The sequence below is a fragment of the Bradyrhizobium sp. NBAIM14 genome, from assembly GCF_020193895.1.
GTDB lineage: Bacteria > Pseudomonadota > Alphaproteobacteria > Rhizobiales > Xanthobacteraceae > Bradyrhizobium > Bradyrhizobium yuanmingense.
Window position 1 is genome coordinate 280,024 of record NZ_JADYVQ010000007.1, and the last position, 15,401, is coordinate 295,424.

The 15,401-nt window shown below is 60.7% G+C and carries 13 protein-coding genes and 3 pseudogenes; 6 read left to right on the forward strand and 10 right to left on the reverse strand.

Annotated elements, in window-relative coordinates:
* Positions 1–88: 88 nt before the first annotated feature.
* The 8 genes and pseudogenes from I6F28_RS37815 to I6F28_RS20055 form a co-directional block, all read right to left on the reverse strand.
* Positions 89–564: pseudogene (locus I6F28_RS37815) on the reverse strand (SAM-dependent methyltransferase).
* Positions 561–953, reverse strand: coding sequence for a hypothetical protein (locus tag I6F28_RS20025; protein WP_225140633.1), 393 nt, complete (start codon positions 951–953; stop codon positions 561–563). The pseudogene I6F28_RS37815 and the gene I6F28_RS20025 overlap by 4 nt, the downstream one beginning before the upstream one ends.
* Before the next feature lie 274 nt (positions 954–1,227).
* The gene (locus I6F28_RS20030; protein ID WP_081493689.1) at positions 1,228–1,785 is read right to left on the reverse strand and encodes a class I SAM-dependent methyltransferase; all 558 of its coding nucleotides are present in this window, start codon (positions 1,783–1,785) and stop codon (positions 1,228–1,230) included.
* Between the two features lie 12 nt (positions 1,786–1,797).
* The gene (locus I6F28_RS20035; protein ID WP_225140635.1) at positions 1,798–2,508 is read right to left on the reverse strand and encodes an alpha/beta fold hydrolase; all 711 of its coding nucleotides are present in this window, start codon (positions 2,506–2,508) and stop codon (positions 1,798–1,800) included.
* A gap of 35 nt (positions 2,509–2,543) precedes the next feature.
* Positions 2,544–4,025: a radical SAM protein gene (locus I6F28_RS20040; protein ID WP_225126669.1), complete on the reverse strand. Its 1,482-nt coding sequence runs from the start codon at positions 4,023–4,025 to the stop codon at positions 2,544–2,546.
* Positions 4,026–4,376: 351 nt separating this feature from the next.
* Positions 4,377–4,709 (reverse strand): SPASM domain-containing protein, encoded by a 333-nt coding sequence (locus I6F28_RS37820; protein WP_369418084.1) that lies wholly within the window; start codon positions 4,707–4,709, stop codon positions 4,377–4,379.
* 4 nt (positions 4,710–4,713) lie between these two features.
* On the reverse strand, positions 4,714–5,817 hold the full coding sequence (locus I6F28_RS20050) for a radical SAM protein (RefSeq protein ID WP_202948374.1): 1,104 nt from the start codon (positions 5,815–5,817) through the stop codon (positions 4,714–4,716).
* Between the two features lie 354 nt (positions 5,818–6,171).
* The gene (locus tag I6F28_RS20055; protein WP_225140636.1) at positions 6,172–6,666 is read right to left on the reverse strand and encodes an IS4/Tn5 family transposase DNA-binding protein; all 495 of its coding nucleotides are present in this window, start codon (positions 6,664–6,666) and stop codon (positions 6,172–6,174) included.
* A 545-nt stretch (positions 6,667–7,211) separates the two neighbouring features.
* On the opposite strand from I6F28_RS20055, the pseudogene I6F28_RS20060 reads away from it, so the two are divergent.
* Positions 7,212–7,956: pseudogene (locus I6F28_RS20060) on the forward strand (IS110 family RNA-guided transposase); the annotation flags it as partial.
* Here the strand turns inward: I6F28_RS20060 and I6F28_RS20065 are convergent.
* Together I6F28_RS20065 and istA are read right to left on the reverse strand one after the other, a co-directional pair.
* Positions 7,898–8,166, reverse strand: a pseudogene (locus I6F28_RS20065) (ATP-binding protein); the annotation flags it as partial. The pseudogenes I6F28_RS20060 and I6F28_RS20065 sit on opposite strands and share 59 nt — an antisense overlap.
* A gap of 11 nt (positions 8,167–8,177) precedes the next feature.
* Positions 8,178–9,710 (reverse strand): IS21 family transposase, encoded by a 1,533-nt coding sequence (istA, locus tag I6F28_RS20070; protein ID WP_225140657.1) that lies wholly within the window; start codon positions 9,708–9,710, stop codon positions 8,178–8,180.
* A 1,008-nt stretch (positions 9,711–10,718) separates the two neighbouring features.
* Between istA and I6F28_RS20075 the strand changes: the two genes are divergently transcribed.
* The 5 genes from I6F28_RS20075 (at position 10,719) to I6F28_RS20090 (ending at position 14,455) form a co-directional block, all read left to right on the forward strand.
* The gene (locus tag I6F28_RS20075) at positions 10,719–10,949 is read left to right on the forward strand and encodes a hypothetical protein (RefSeq protein WP_036036210.1); all 231 of its coding nucleotides are present in this window, start codon (positions 10,719–10,721) and stop codon (positions 10,947–10,949) included.
* Positions 10,950–11,294: 345 nt separating this feature from the next.
* Positions 11,295–12,569: an IS256 family transposase gene (locus tag I6F28_RS20080; protein ID WP_225140638.1), complete on the forward strand. Its 1,275-nt coding sequence runs from the start codon at positions 11,295–11,297 to the stop codon at positions 12,567–12,569.
* A gap of 382 nt (positions 12,570–12,951) precedes the next feature.
* Positions 12,952–13,428 (forward strand): hypothetical protein, encoded by a 477-nt coding sequence (locus I6F28_RS20085; protein ID WP_225140640.1) that lies wholly within the window; start codon positions 12,952–12,954, stop codon positions 13,426–13,428.
* Positions 13,429–13,763: 335 nt separating this feature from the next.
* A complete protein-coding gene (locus I6F28_RS37825) occupies positions 13,764–14,132 on the forward strand; it encodes a PilZ domain-containing protein (protein WP_369418512.1) in 369 nt (122 codons plus the stop codon).
* Between the two features lie 107 nt (positions 14,133–14,239).
* On the forward strand, positions 14,240–14,455 hold the full coding sequence (locus I6F28_RS20090) for a hypothetical protein (protein ID WP_036046582.1): 216 nt from the start codon (positions 14,240–14,242) through the stop codon (positions 14,453–14,455).
* Positions 14,456–15,401: the final 946 nt, after the last annotated feature.

Below are 15,401 nucleotides of genomic sequence, written 5' to 3' on the forward strand. Positions count from 1 at the left end.
ATAGAGCTTCCGTTTCAGGACCTCCGTAAGGCGGGCGTTCTCACGCTGCCCCTGATCACCTCGGGCTAACTACTCGCCACTCCTTCCTTCATTCCTTGTAGTAATCCTTCATGACCTCGTTGGACCAAGCTGGTTGCGCTATCGCTCCTCGCGGGCCAAATTCTTCCATGTAGGGTTTCACATCGATGACCGGGCTGCTATCGATTGCGTCCAGCCCGCGCACATGGAGTGTGTGGCCCAAACCCCGAGCAACGCGCAACGTGAGACACCCAGCCGGTTCGGCCGCGACTTGCCGCGCTGGGCATAGATTCCCACCAAGGGCCAATCCGCTCGCTCCCTCGGGTGCCGCGCGCCCTTCTCTACCGAATCCGGTGGCACCTTGTGCATCAGGAAAACTACTTCAACGTGAGAAAACTCCGAGAGCCCCAGTAGCGCGTTTGCACCGAATTGGCGTTGATCTAAGTCGATGTATGATTCCACCGCCCCCCAATGATCATCTTCAGGTGTCTTACGCGACGACCTGACGGTCGCCACGGGTCGGATGCATATATCCTGCTCGGTCACGGTGCCCCCTCAACTTCCTGCCAAATCCCGCCTCGCACCAGGGTCTCTCCCGGTTGAACGCGCTGCACGGTCGCGTAGACGGCAGCCCGCATCGCACGACAAGCCACTCGCAAGCGTATCCGCGTGAAGAGCAACATCCGCGAGATCTCCTCGTTGTTGTATGTTCGCTTGCAGTAGATCGTGACGATCGGCCCGTTGTCCATGGCGCCGTAATGCCAGCCGTCGCGATGGAAATTGTGGGGCGCCACCTCGTGCCAAATCGCCCAGCAATGCCCCGGCGGCAGGTGAAGAATGCCGAGGATCCCCGAGCAGAGGTTCTCGAGCAGCGCCGATGGCGGCGAATCGAGAGGTGAATAGATATGAAGGACAGGCACCTGAACCTCACCCACCAACCGTGACACACGCGCTTCGCAACAAAGGCCCCCGTCCCCACTCAGTGATTAACGGCCGGCTTGCGCGCAACCGCAAGCAACGTCCTCACCGGAATCAGGAATTCGGCTTGATCTACCGCGAAATCAATCCCGAAGGCGTTCAACGTCGCCGCGGGGGCCGACGCAAGCTGCGCACGGATAGCCTGTTCCGCCTCAGGGCCAGAGGCTGCAATTTCGCACCAGCGCTGTATGCTGACACCTTTCGGACTCTCTCGAAGATGCGTCTCGAAGGTCAGGATCTCCAGATCGGCGCCCGCCAGGGTATCTCGCCAGGCCAGCGGCGTGTGGCTTCGGACGTGCGTTGGATCGTGCAAAACTTCCAGCCGATGGTTGAATTCGTCAAGGTCGGAATCGTCGTAGCCATGCAGGTCGATAACTGCGACATGCCCCCCGGCCGAACCAGCCTCGCCATCTCCCGCACCGACGCTTGCAGGTTCGGAAAATGATGCGGTGCAAGCCGGGAAACCGCGACGTCGAATTCGCCGGATCGCAGCGAGACAGAATCGCTCATGGCCAGCACAGTTTCGACCTGGATTGCCTTCTCGTTCGCAAGTCTCTGGAAGGCCCCCAGCATGGTCGGGGCACCATCGACTCCCACGATGCGTTTCGCGCGACCTGCAAACGACAGAGCAAGATGGCCAGCGCCGCAGGCTATGTCGACAACCGACGCGCCGGCCGGCAGGTCGAGCAATTCATGCAATCGCCTGATGGAATGACTGCTCGAATGGACCTCGCTTGTCGCAAAGTTTGTCGACAGTTTGTCGAAGCGCTGGGTTGCCAAAGACGTCATCGTCGATCTCTCCTATTGCGCGGCCGGGGCAGACGGCGGAAAAGCGGATTGCTTCGTTAGGTCGACGATGACATCCAACGTGTCATCGTCAGGCGCGTGGGCACCAGGCCGCGCGAGCATGTGTCCGACCCCTTCGATGATGCGGGTGGTAACGACGGTTCTCGGCCGAACGATCAATTGCTGCGCCGACCGAGGTCCATACGTGTCCGGACCGACGACTTCGCTCAGTTCACCGTCACTGTTACAATATCCGACCAGATCCCGCGCGCCGTAGAGGAAGTCGATTCGCTCGACCGGCGGCATAACAACGCTGGGTTCTTCGATCACACATCCAAGCAGAACAGCCGCGCAGATATTGAGCGAGGTCGGGCGTCTTAGAACGTCAACAATCGAAAGTGCGCCGAGCGACACGCCGAGTAGAATGAGCGGAGATGATCGTGCCGCAATCGCCTCGTGTTCCAAGATCTCGGACAACCGCCGCGTCCGGTTCGCCCGGCGCGCCGGTATCGACACACCTCCGCGCGGTCGATCGGACTCGACATCAAATCGAGCCGTAATCATTCCGGAGGAAACGAGCCTGCCGGCCAGCCGCTCGTACAATTCGGATTCGAAGCCGCCCTGATCCATCGGCCCGACATTTCCGGATGGTACAATCAAGACGCGGCCGATCTCGGATCCCGATATCGGTACGAACTCATGAATGCGAATTGCTTCCGGGTTCATCGTTCTCTGCGTTTGCAACATGAGTAGGCAGCCTCTTAGCGCCGGCAGACGGCGGCGACGACACCGCCGATACGGCCGTGGATATGCGTCGTAATGATCTCCTCGTGGAGGGTTTCACCATCAAGCGTCGGCTTCAGGTACTCCGACGACCCATTGACCGGCTCGAGCAGTCCCTTTGCCATGAGGTCTTCGATCACGCCGGCATAGGGCTCATCGGACAACAGATTCACGCCATAGATCCGGGCAAACCGCTGCACGGAGATCGGCTGGTTTGACTTGAAGGCGAACCCAAGCGCCGTCGCGACGGCTTCCGCGCCGGTCAGGCGCCTGCCGGACGCGAGCGGTGCGGTGCTCTGAGATTCCACATGGCGCGCATGGGCGGAGATGTCGGCGATGTTGCGGGTCTGGATAGGATCCGGCCGAATACCCGCGAGCCAGCCATAGGAGCCGGGACCGAATCCGATCATCGTGTCGTAATTCTGCCACTTGTTGCGCGACACCTGTGGGATGTTGCCGTCAGGATAAGATCCTGGCGCACTCCACCAGCCGCAGGGGCTGGGTTCATAGTTTGCATCGAGCAGGACATCCACCATCGCTTCGCGCATCGCGTAGGTGGTTTCAAGCGTCGGGAACAGATTCTGGTCGTGCAGACGTTGGCGGATCTTGTCGTTGTTCCAGGCGGCTTGATTTCCGATCCCCATTTTGTGCCTATCCGCATTTCGCAGGCAGTAGATCGTAATGGTGGGCACGCCCATAGATACCAGAAGGCTCACGTCATCCCGTACGGAATCGGCTGTATGATAAGGGAGGCCGAACATCAGATCGGCGTTGAAGGGCCGACCGCCCATGGACAGTTTTTCGATGGACTTCAGCGACATTTGTCGGTCGTGCCCCCGACCAGCGAAGGCGTTGACCTTGCTGTCGAGCGACTGGAGGCCGACGCTGAACCGGTTGAAGCCGATCTCGATTGCATCACTGACTTCGTCGGCGAGGAAGTTGTCCGGATTGCCTTCCAACGTCGCCTCGCATCCCGGTATGACGGAATAGTTGTCTTGCACATGCCGCATGATCCGCGCCAGGTGCCTGGGTCTGAGCAGCGATGCGGTGCCGCCCCCCAGAAACAGCGACTCAACGCGAGCCGCTGACAACCACGGCGCTCCCCGCAGATATCGTTGCGATTCCTCAATCAGCAAGCCGGTCCAATGATCGAGGGCATCATCGAGCTTCGCGCCGGTCGGGGCCTGCCGCTTGACGTAGTTACAGAACCGGCAAACGTAGCTGCACAGGGGCAAATGGAAATAAAGATGGACTGGCTTCTGCGCGCCATCATGTGTCGCGATCTGCTGCCAAGTCTCTGATGCAGTCAGCGTCGCACCGAAGTTGGCCGTGACATTGATGTTGTAGATGTCTTGATCTATGCGCAATTCGGGGTGTAGCGCCAGCAGAGCACCTGGATTTGTGATGCGCGATCGCGGCGGAGCCGACCTCACCAGCGGAGTAGCAGTCGGTGCATGCATGATCTTTCTCCGGATTGTAATCCCGGCCACCGGTGGCGGCCGGGATCGGCTTCTTAGGCCTTGGTTGCGGAGGCGGCCCCGACAAGCGCAAGGGTGATCCCGTCGTTGCTTGGGGTAAGGCGGGCGACGTGCCGATTGCCGCTTTTGAGCGACGGCAGAGGCGGCGCCGACGGTTGCAAGCGATACTCCGTCTTGCGCCAGATCGAGGCCGTTGCCGGGACTCGCGCTGATCTCGATGCCGTCAACTGGCAACAGCTGTCGGCCAATGGCTTTCGTGCTCATGGTTCGATGTCTCCTTTCATTGCAGCCCGCCAAACCATATCGGCGCGGGGCGGGCGACCGGTGCCGATCTCAGGCGACGGTATGCTCCGCTCGATGTGGTCGGGACGGCGCCATCGTGAGCCGGACACCCGCCTTTCGTCTCTCTTCCCAGAAGGCGCCCGCACGCAGCATGAACAGGCGAAGGTATTCGGTCGCGCCGCATCCCTTTTGATTCCGGGAGACATTTTGCGCGAGTGGCGGACACCGAAACTGACACCAGATTCCGGCATTGTGGACAGGACATTCCTGACATCCATTGTGATCGTCGAACGTGATGCGCCTGAATTCGTCAAAACCATTGGCCCATATCTCGGCGAACGGCTGATCGACGACGCTGCCGGCCCTGTAGAGCCCGCCGCTCATGCAGTTACTGCAGGGAAACACATCGCACGCTGTTGACGTAGACGAGCGAACGTCCGCACTTCTCCTGCCCGGTCGCGCGCTCGAGCCTCTGGCAGAATTTGATCGTATCGACACTGCGGACGGCCACCGCCGATGCTACGCCCCCGACTTCCTCCGCCTCCGGCGCGGCCGAGTAGCGGTCCATGCACCGACGATACACCTCGAACACCTCGTCGATCTGATCCGGCTGGAGAAGAATGCCTGGGTGCAGAAGAGCCCGGCCGACCGGGCGTGTTTCAAGCCATTGCGGCCGCGGATAGTCGTTGATCGCGCACCATTCAAAGATCTCCTCCGCGTCAGCTACATTGTTGCGATGGACGGAGATCGCAGTTCGAAAGGCGTGACCGTGCGTTTTCATCCATTCGAAGGCGCTTCGGAGCTTCGGAAAATCCATCTTACCGCGAACTGTTCGCTCAGGGTCCGCGGTGTCGAAGCTGATGAAGAAGGAGGTCCCAGGGGTTATGCGCGCCAGGGCTTCTTCCGTGATCAGAAGACCATTGGTGAAGATTTGCGTGCTGAACGGCTTAGTTCGGGCATAGTTTATGATTTCGATTGCGTCCGGGTGGGCGAAAATCTCGCCACCGGTGAGAAACACCTGCAATACGCCGGATTCCGCAAACTGATCCAGCAGACCGATGATCTTTTCGGTCGTCATTTCGTTGGGTCGCTTCGGACCCGACCACGTATAGCAATGCTTGCAGCGCAGATTGCAAAGGTTGGTGAGCTCGATGAAGGCAATGGCCGGCGCGGTCAAATGGAATTGCTCGAGCCGGACCAGAGGAGACGAGAGGATGTTGTCGTCAATGTCCGGCAACTTGGCGTCGCCCGCGCGGGCGGCTTCGAGTAGAGGGAGCGCCGCTGGATGAAGGAATTCGACCCGTCCATCCGGCAAGAGCGCAACAATGCCGCCCTCATTTTGCTGATAGGGGGTGTTCATCGCGCCACCCGCAATGGCTGGATGGTCCGCGAGATTGCAGGTGCGTATCCGCGCAAATCCGCTGTCAGGCCGATGCTTCTGGAAGCCATGTGTCAGTCCTCCGTCAACCAGAACGTAGGCGGCGACACTCACCGGGGAATCTCAGGCTGATCTCCAGCCAATCACCGGAGCAATTTGCACCAGAGTTCGTGTTGGTTGGACGGCATTTGGATCGCAGCCACTCGCACCGCGGGCGCTATTAAGGGACTCGCATGTCCGGCGGATCGCATCTCCATCCCCAGCCAAACGGTCAACGCAAGTCCTAGTCACAAATGCGTTCCTACTTCTCGAGCCGCGCAGAACAGCTCATAGATGTCGCTCTCGCGATCACCGACGTGAACGCATCGTCCTGGATCGCCCAGCAGCCCCGTGGATTGCTGGACATTGTCCAGCCACCGAATGCTCTCCTTCTTCTCGATGGGAACGCGCGTCGGATTGATCGTTTTCTTAAGCGCGGCGGTCCCCTTGAATTTCTTCCGGGTCCAGAATTTGACCGCCGTCAGTCCAAGCGGCAGCCCTTCGGTCGTCACCGCCAGGCTCGAGTGCATCAGGATGCCGCAAACCGTGTGCGATCTCAGGCCGCCCGCCTTGTCCCGGCCGCTGTTTATGCTTTTGGTGATCCCGATCGCGTCCGAGCTCTCTCTGATAGCTGAATTCGGTCGTATCATGGAGCACTAGAACAGGACCGTCGGTGCCAATCGTGCGCTCCCGCGTCGATTGAAAGTGGCCGGCCAGAATGTCCGCCTCACTGACCCCGTCGTTGGAGAAAACACGATACGCAGCCTTGGTATTGGCCCAGTCCTGGCACACCAGCGGAATGCTTTCTCCCATCGCGCACCCGATCTGCGCTACCAGTTTGCGGAGCCGCTTGTTCAGGCGCTCGTCGGCAAGGCTGCAGCCAGCGAGCTCGCGATCAAACCATGCGTCGGCTTCTTCGTCCATTGGCACCGCCCCCTGCGAATCGGTGCCAGACAAGGAATCCGGTCGATTCCTGCGATGCAATGGTTTGTGCGCTCCCTCAGCCCGTTCGGCTAAATGTGGGTAATTGAAAGCGTCACCGGACGCGTACGCTCATAATGGTCTCGTTGCTGGTTCAAGTCCAGCCGGGCTCACCACTAACTTGGTAAAATGTGCGGACACCGAAAGAGTGACTCGATTCCTCTAAACGCGCCAAAAAACGGACTCGTCGTGTTCCAAGTAAACCCTACATGCGGATTCCGACGAAGTCGCCCAGGCGTACCGATATGAAGTCGCCCGTGGATTCCGAGACGATGTCGCCCACCTTTCCGATTTGATCTCGCCCAGCGGCGAGGCGTGCTGGCCGGCTGGTTCTCTGGCATCGGTCAAGCCGCGCGGTCAATCTGGAATCGCGACTTCAACCTTTTTTCTTCTTCTGCGGTTGCTGTGATGGGGTGGACGCCCCCTCGACGGCATCGATGTGCCAAAGTGAAGGGTGTTGAACAACCATCACCAGAGAGGAAGCGTCCATGAACGAAGTTAGCACGATTGGACTAGATTTAGCGAAGTATGTCTTTCAGGCCCATGGAGCCGATGCCGCCGGCAAGGTCGTTTTTCGCAAACAGCTGCGCCGGAATAAGCTGCTGGCATTCTTTGCCGAGCAGCCGGCTTGCCTCGTGGCGATCGAAGCCTGCTCGGGCGCGCATTACTGGGCTCGTGAGATCGGCAAGCTCGGCCATGAAGTGCGGCTGATCCCACCGGCTTATGAAGCCCTTCGTGAAGCGGCAGAAGAACGACATGGCCGATGCAGCGGCGATCTGTGAAGCGGCGCAGAGACCGACCATGCGTTTCGTTCCCGTCAAGAGTGAAGAGCAGCAAGCGAGCGCGGTGGTGTTTCGGACCCGCGACCTGCTGATCCGGCAGCGGACCCAGGCGATCAATGCTTTGCGTGGTCATCTCGCCGAATACGGGGTGATTATGGCAAAGGGCACGGCCTATGTCGCAGAGCTTGTCGAGCGCGCAATGGATCCAAAAACCGACGTGCCCGAAGCGGCACGGTTCGTACTCGAGATATTGATCAAGACGATGTTGACGCTGGAAATGCAGATCAAGAAACTCGACAGCGAGATCACCCATCGCGCCCGAAAAGAAGAAGATGCCCGCCGTTTGATGACAATCCCAGGCGTGGGACCAATGACGGCGACGGCTTTGCTTGCTTGGCGAACAGCGGGCGGTCGAGACCGCGCGGGGTGCGATAGTCGATGTCCTCGACGCATGCCTGCTGGCGCAGCTTGGCGTAGCGCAGGCGAGTGGCGAGCCATTTTGTCGTGCCGCAGCGAGGCTTCACGTTCGAGCAGCAGAGCAAGCCATTCGGCGTGACCGAGGCTGCCAGCCTCACCGGCGGCTTCAATGTCGGCGAAGGCCTTGGCCATGCCGTGGAGGCCGAGGGCGTTTGAGGCGGTCGAGGGTCGGATGGGTGAGCAAGGGACGGTCTCCTAATTGTAGTAGCGCGGTCCGCGGATGTTGGCATGCAGGATCGACGCATCGTCCGCGGAGCGCTGGTGAGCGGGACGCCGATCGAGATTGTTGGCGAGGATCGACTTGACCGAGCCATAGGTGCGCGCGCCGATGTCGATCGCCCGCGCAGCCGCGGCGTCCAGCCGTTCGCGCCCATAGGAGGCGGCGAGCCTGAGGATGCCGAGGCAGGCGCGGAAGCCTTGTTCGGGGTGCGAGCGCTCGTCGAGAATGAGGTCGCACAATGCGCTGGTTGCCGGCCCGATCGCGGCGGCGTCCTGACGGATACGCCCGATAGTCCAGCCGGCGTAGCGCCGATGGCTGGAGGCCATGTGCTCCGGCACGGTGGTGTGCTTGTGATTGCCACTCATGCGCTGATGCGCGGCAATCCGCTCGCCCTTGTGGAAGATCTCGACGGTGCGGGCGGTGAACCGCACCTCGACCTCGGCACGCGCGAAGCGATGCGGAACGCTGTAATAATGCTTCTCCACCTCGACGTGGTAGTCGAGGCTGACGCGGCGGATCCGCCACTCGGCGAGCAGGTAGGGGCTCGCCGGCAACGGCTTGAGCGCCGGCCGGTCGATCTCCTCGAGCAGCCGGCGGCGCGTCACGCCGAGCCGCCGGATCGGCCGCTCCTCGTTGAGCCTGGTGAGCAACTCGCCGATCGCTGCATTGACCTCGGCGAGGCTGTAGAAGACGCGGTGGCGCAGGCGGCCGAGCAGCCAGCGCTCGATAATGAGGACGGCCTGCTCGACCTTGGCCTTGTCGCGCGGCTTGCGAGGTCGCGCCGGCAAGACGGCCGTGCCGTAATGCGCGGCCATCTCCGCATAGGTGCGATTGATCTGCGGGTCGTGGAGGCTCGCCTTGATGACTGCGACTTTGGTGTTGTCAGGCACCAAGAGCGCCGGGACGCCGCCGATCGCCGCGAAGGCGCCAACATGGGCGCTGATCCAGTCGGCGAGTCCCTGCGTCCACGTCGCCTGCGCGGAGGTGAAGCTCGAGGCGCCGAGCACGGCGACGAAGATCTGCGCCGTCCTCCGCTCGCCGGTGAGGCGGTCGACTACCACCGGCACGCCGTCGCCCGCGTAGTCGACGAACAGCTTGTCGCCGGCCGCGTGCGCCTGGCGCATCGTCACCGACAGGCGTCCCTCCCAGGCGCGGTAAAGCTCGCAGAAGCGCGAGTACCGGTATCCGCCGGGCTCGGCGCCGATGTACTCCTCCCACAGGATTGACAGCGTCACGTGCTTGCGCTTGAGCTCGCGGTGCACCGCGGCCCAGTCGGGCTCGGCGATGCGGCGGTGACCCTGCCGGTTGCCGTTGCCGGTCTTGGCGAACAGACGGACCTCCAGGGCCGCGTCCGTGAGTTCGTCGGGCAACGGCCAGCTCAGGCCTGCGGCCTCGAACCGCCGGATGGTCAGCCGCACTGTCGAGGGCGCCGCGCCCACCCGCCGCGCAATCTCGCGGCTCGGCAGCCCAGCCGCCTTCATCCTGATCACATCGCGCACACGGCGCATCGCAAGCCTCTCCGTCGGCATCCAGGGTCCCCCTTCGCAAAACCGAAAGGTTGACCCTATGGGAGCCAGAAGAGGTCTCGTCACCCCGGGTTCGCCCTTGCGAGACCCGGGCGACATCATCCCGGAATGGTGGGTGACATCATCTCGGAATCCTGGGCGACATCGATCGGAATCCGCAACCCTACAAGCACGCCACTCGAATCGGTTGGCTCCTCCGTGGGTCCTCTAGAAGCGCGCGTATGCGCGCTGCGATCTTCCGTGCCTCCTCAGGCCCGGGTTCGAGCTTCACGCAATCGAGGATGCTGAGCAGCGCCTGGGCCTCCTCAGCATTAAACGTCGCGACTTGTCGATCTGCCAGGCTCAAAGATTGATCGGCCGCCCGGGCCTGATTGGCTGCAAGCACCGCAAGCGCCTGCGAGCGTAGGGAGGTGGCGTGTCGCTCCAACGTGTGCATTCCGTTTGGACCTGCAAGGTGGCGTCGCAAGCGATGGTGGCCAGCCCGTCCTCGAAGACTGAGGCTGACCACCTTTGCTCCCGAGAGGCTGAAATTCTCAAGATGCTACCAATTTGTATTCTGAGAACAGTTGGAGAGCACCTACCAGCACGAGGGGGTTGCCGCATCCCGCGTGCCTGTATAAAATGCTCGGTCTGTAACTGTTCGAGCTGGCTCCGCTCATAGGAGTAACGCCTTGCCAAGGACCGAAGTGGCAATCCAAGCATTCACGGACTACGTCCGTAGGCCAAGCCATACACCGGCAGAAGACACGTACGGCCCACAGCGAACTAAAGAACAGCTGGCCGATTGGCGATCCCGGGTTGAAGTTATCCGCTCAAAAATGGACGCGGTGGCGGATTGCCCGATTTCGACCTTATCCGAATTCGAGGCGCTCAGACGCGAGATGGGGACAGATTTTCCCGCAACGCCACCCGCTTTACTTAACCGTGTAGCGGACGCATTTTTACACCGTGGTTCGGCGGATGCCCGACCCTCAATCAGGACGGAGCCGGATGATGCCTAGCACATTCTCGCTGCACAAGATCGACGAAGCGATACGCGACCTCGAAGAAAAAGTTGCTCACGGTGCAGAAATCAGCCGCGAGGAGCTCGCGAGCAGCATTCTGCGGATTACGAAGCGTCTTCGAGATGAACTCGAAGCGGCGGTCACGGTAGTCGATAGCCTCAAGGATCACACCGGACTCACGGTGGCAGCCGCGCGACCTAAACAGCGGGAACGTTAGCGGCAACTTGACTCGACGCTTGGAAGTGGACCAATAAAGTGCTGTCCCTGCCACTCGCTAGTGACTTCTACGCAGCCAGCCTCAGCGACGAAAGAAGCTGACGGGGATACATCATCCCGACGAATGCCCTAGCGCAACTACCAGGATAGGGCGGTGACTTGGCGATCAGTCCCGGATCGTAGGCAGCACGGGCGCGGCGCGCTGGCGAAAGTCTCACAGGCATCCCACCCGAGAACCGGCTGGTACGGGGATGTCCCGGGTTCTGTTGAATTTCTGAAGAGGTCGGCGTTGCTCACCTTGAGCCGGTAGGCTCGGGGTGCTGATTCCACAAAGGAGAGCAACGCCATGACGAGAGATATCACACCGGCTGGTTCGCCGGCGACTGGGGCTGTGGACGAAGCGTTTGCGGAAGTGCGGGCGAGCTTTGATCGGTTCTGCCTTGCGGCGGGGATCGAGGCGCTCGGCACGATGATGGAGGCGGACGTGACGGCGGCCTGCGGGCCGCGCCACGGTCGCGATGCGGCGCGGCGGGCGCACCGTTGGGGCCGAACGCGCGGACGGATCGGTTTCCACGGCGGCAAGATCGAGGTCGAGCGCCCGCGGGTCCGGGGCGTGGACGGCCGCGAGGTCACGATCCCGAGCTGGGAAACGGCGGCGCAGGAGGACTGGCTCGGTCGCTGGGCGATGAACCTGATGCTGATCAATGTGTCGACGCGCCGGTTCGGCCGCGCTGTCCGGCTGCCCGAGGGTGACGTGCCGGCACCGCCCGGATCGGGGGGTTCGAAGTCGGCGGCCTCGCGGAGGTTCGTAGCGCTGTCGGCGGCGCGGCTGGCCGACTTCATGGCTGCCGATCTGTCCGCGCTCGACCTTCTGGTGGTCCAAATCGACGGGCTGCATCTCGGCGACGATCTCGTGCTGGTCGCCGCGATCGGGGTTGACGGCGAAGGCAACAAGCATCCGCTGGCGCTGGTGGAAGGGGCGACCGAGAATGCCGCAACGGTTCAGGCCCTGCTGGGCAACCTGGTCTCGCGCGGGCTCGACCCGACGGTGCCAAGACTGTTCATCGCCGACGGCGCGAAGGCGTTGTCGAAGGCGATCCTCCGCACCTTCGGTTCGGCCGCTGCGATCCAGCGCTGCCAGATCCACAAGGCGCGCAACATCATGGAACGCCTGCCGAAACAGCATCATGCGGCCACCCGTCGGGCGCTGCGCCAGGCCTGGGAGCTCGATGATACCGACAAGGCCGAAAAATTGATCCGCAATCCCGCGCGTCGACTCGACCAGCAATGGCCCGGCGTAGCGGCCAGCATCCTCGAAGGCCTCGACGAAATCCTGACCGTCGTCCGGTTGAAGTTGCCGAAGGAGCTTCGTCGATCGCTCGCCTGTACCAACATCGCCGAGAACATGATGGGCACCATTCGCCGCGTCACGCGCAACGTCAAACGCTGGCGGGATGCCGGTATGGCCTTGCGACGGGTCGCGGCCGGCATGATCGAGGCCAACAAGGGCTTCCGACGATTGAAGGCGCATAAGCAATTGTCGGTTCTGCGTGCGGCTCTTCAAGCTCGCCACAATCGCATGACGATCAACCCCGTTGCCCACGTCACGAGGGCCGCGTAACATTCATTCCGGCAACGTCGATCCGACCTAGTTCAACAGCGATCGGGACATCCCCGGCTGGTACACCGCGACGCTCATTGGAACGAGGGCCCGAAATCACCATCGGCCCCTTTGGCCAGTGCCCACGGCAGTAACCAGCATTATTGAGGATTGGATTGAGGGCGTCATCATCTTAACCGACAACGATGAGAACCTGGAGGAGATTGCCGCGCTTCACTAGGGCAACGGGCCGACCTGTATGGCGCAACCTGACCGAAATCCCGCGGTGATAGTGGAGCGGGCGCCACTACGTCTTGGCTGACGCGCGGAATTTTTCAGCATTCTCCGCGGCCACAGCTAAGGATCGAGATAACTCACGTGCCTGCCCCGCCGTCACCTGGAGGTGAACGCCGACGACGCTCGCGATGGCAATGGAGATTTCACCATCTATCTGCTCAACTATGATGGCAGCCGACTTGTCGATCTCGATCTCGGCAATACGTCCAATGATAACATCCTGTTCATTCGCCATCACGACACGGCCTCCATTTGTGGTCGGTTCGGCTGGAGGTGCAGCGGCGGGACCCTATCCGTAGAATCGAATCAAAAGGCGGATAGCAAAGAACGCCCCCGCAGCTACCACTGCCGTCATGGCTATCGCGAAAGCTATTCTAGCGGCTTGGATGGTGATCTCTTGGCGTTAATTCGAGGGGGCGATCTTGGTGGGCAGATTCACATGCTTCCGCCCCTTACGAGTGACGGTCGCGATGAGGCATTATCGCCGAAGGCGAACTGCGACGCACCTACCAAGATGGTGGGGTATTATGAAGATTTAACGGCCTTGCTGTGGCAATACCATCCGCTCAATCCTGCCTTTTGACATACTGAAGGAACACACCGGGAGGACAATTTGCCTTACACAATCGTCTTTACACAACACCTCCACCCCAGCCACTGACAGTCCTTTCTGCGGCGAGCGGCCACAGGCCTACCGTGGTATTTTGCACCATTGCCGCCATCTCCACCGTTGAGGCCAGCAGTGCCATTCAAGGCCCGGAAAGCTACGGGTCCAACCGCGAAATCGCGATCGGCCACAAACGGTAGTCGTCCGGAATTCCCTCAACCTGAGGATCGCTCTACAGAATTTATCGCGATGGTTATTGGGTTTCGGAATAATGTGGGAAGCGCCAACAAGAATAACGGAGAATGAGGGATATGAGCCTGGAGCGCCAGTACCGAGAGCTAAAGGATTTGCAAGAAAAGGTCCGTCAACGTGAAGGGAAGAATTGGTCCCGGCGGTCCCTCGAAAGGCAGTCGGTGTGGCGAGAGGTTCTTCTCTCAATTCCGGGACACATCACCTCCGAGCCATGCCTGGTGCGTGATCTATCCAGTAGAGGCGCTGGCATTCAGCTTAACGGACTCACGCTTCTGCCGACGGAGTTTTCGCTTTCTTTCGATGGGTTTCGCACCACCTCTCCTTGTCGCCTCACGTGGCGACAGGGAGACTTTATCGGGGTGGCGTTCCAAAACACGGACCGTTATTCAGCCCTCGTGAAGCCAAATACGAAGCCTGTTTTGCGGTAGTAGCGCCTTGCGTCAGCTTCCCGCACCGAGAAAATGAGTAGTTGCTAAATCGCGCAAATTGAGATGAATACGCCCACTGGCTGGAGGCAAAGCCCCAGAGGCCGACTATGCCAAGGACCATTCGTGAACAGCTCGAAGAAGTGGAGCGAGATATCACGCTTTACAATGAATTCGCAGAGGCTGAGAAAGCTCGCTTCAAACTTGAGTGTTTCCTTTGGACCGCGGAAGAACGCATCGAATGGCAGGAGACGCAGCGTTCGATTGCCGAGTACCTCAGGGAGCTCCACGACAAGCGCATCTTGCTTGATGAGCTTGAAGAATGACCTAGTGCTTCGCCGCCGTAGGCATACGATGAAGGCGCCAGATTGGCACATGCACGTGAGAGTCGGGCTTGCTAAAATACCTCCCGGCCCGGGGCGCGCGTACGCACGTCTTCCGCTAGGGGAACGAACACTGGTGCTACACAACACGGACAAAAGACACTCAAGTCGTCTTATGGGTCTTTCTGAAACACGCCTTGGCGACTGCTGGCGCAAATTGCGCTAATTAAGGCCGCATTCGCCCGATGAGCCACAGCTCGACTGCGGCTTTGTGCGTCCATTTCCGCGCCAATTTTCCTCGCGTCTTCTGGCCGATTTCTAGCTGGTTCGCAGCGCAGTCAAAGGCCGAAAGGGAAGGTGCGCAGTCCCGCGATCCCGGGCCGCCTCGGCTTTCCCAAAGTACCTTTGCAATCGATGGCCCTCGGCGGCCTCGCGCGGGTCAATCGACCCACGTAGCGCGCCATCCCTTGCGCTCGGCATCAGAGACCACGCGCTGCCGATCCCAGCCGAGCATGTAGCTGAGGATGGGGTGTGTTCGGATCACGCGGCTTGTCGGTCCTAGGACTACAGCAGCGTGGAAGTGCGGCGCATCGATCACGATCATCGGCCGTGCCCTTGTCGGCGCAGGTCTCGTCTAATCCGGCCAGCTCGATCTTGAGCGCTTGGTCCCGGTAGCCGAACGTACTGCACCGGCTGCGCTGGCTGTCGGCATTGAGACCATTGTCAGCAACTTGACGCCGGACGCCGCGACGAAGTGCCTGCAGAGCCCGCGAATTCACTTCGGCACGCGACTTGCTCTCTTTGCCGCATCATCACCAATCGCAGTGCGATGGTCTTCGGGACGGACTCGGCGCGCGTCGGTGTTAGCGTCTGGTCCGCCCCGACGGTTTTGCTGCGCGATAACTTAAGGGCGCTCGGTCGTGGACCGAGAAAATACAGGGACGTGTTG

Coding starts and splice junctions, on each gene's coding strand:
- I6F28_RS20030 (WP_081493689.1), bottom strand. CDS start 1,785: ATGACGTCTTTGGCAACCCAGCGCTTCGACAAACTGTCGACAAACTTT.
- I6F28_RS20035 (WP_225140635.1), bottom strand. CDS start 2,508: ATGAACCCGGAAGCAATTCGCATTCATGAGTTCGTACCGATATCGGGA.
- I6F28_RS20040 (WP_225126669.1), bottom strand. CDS start 4,025: ATGCATGCACCGACTGCTACTCCGCTGGTGAGGTCGGCTCCGCCGCGA.
- I6F28_RS37820 (WP_369418084.1), bottom strand. CDS start 4,709: ATGAGCGGCGGGCTCTACAGGGCCGGCAGCGTCGTCGATCAGCCGTTC.
- I6F28_RS20055 (WP_225140636.1), bottom strand. CDS start 6,666: ATGGACGAAGAAGCCGACGCATGGTTTGATCGCGAGCTCGCTGGCTGC.
- istA (WP_225140657.1), bottom strand. CDS start 9,710: ATGCGCCGTGTGCGCGATGTGATCAGGATGAAGGCGGCTGGGCTGCCG.
- I6F28_RS20075 (WP_036036210.1), top strand. CDS start 10,719: ATGATGCCTAGCACATTCTCGCTGCACAAGATCGACGAAGCGATACGC.
- I6F28_RS20080 (WP_225140638.1), top strand. CDS start 11,295: ATGACGAGAGATATCACACCGGCTGGTTCGCCGGCGACTGGGGCTGTG.
- I6F28_RS37825 (WP_369418512.1), top strand. CDS start 13,764: ATGAGCCTGGAGCGCCAGTACCGAGAGCTAAAGGATTTGCAAGAAAAG.
- I6F28_RS20090 (WP_036046582.1), top strand. CDS start 14,240: ATGCCAAGGACCATTCGTGAACAGCTCGAAGAAGTGGAGCGAGATATC.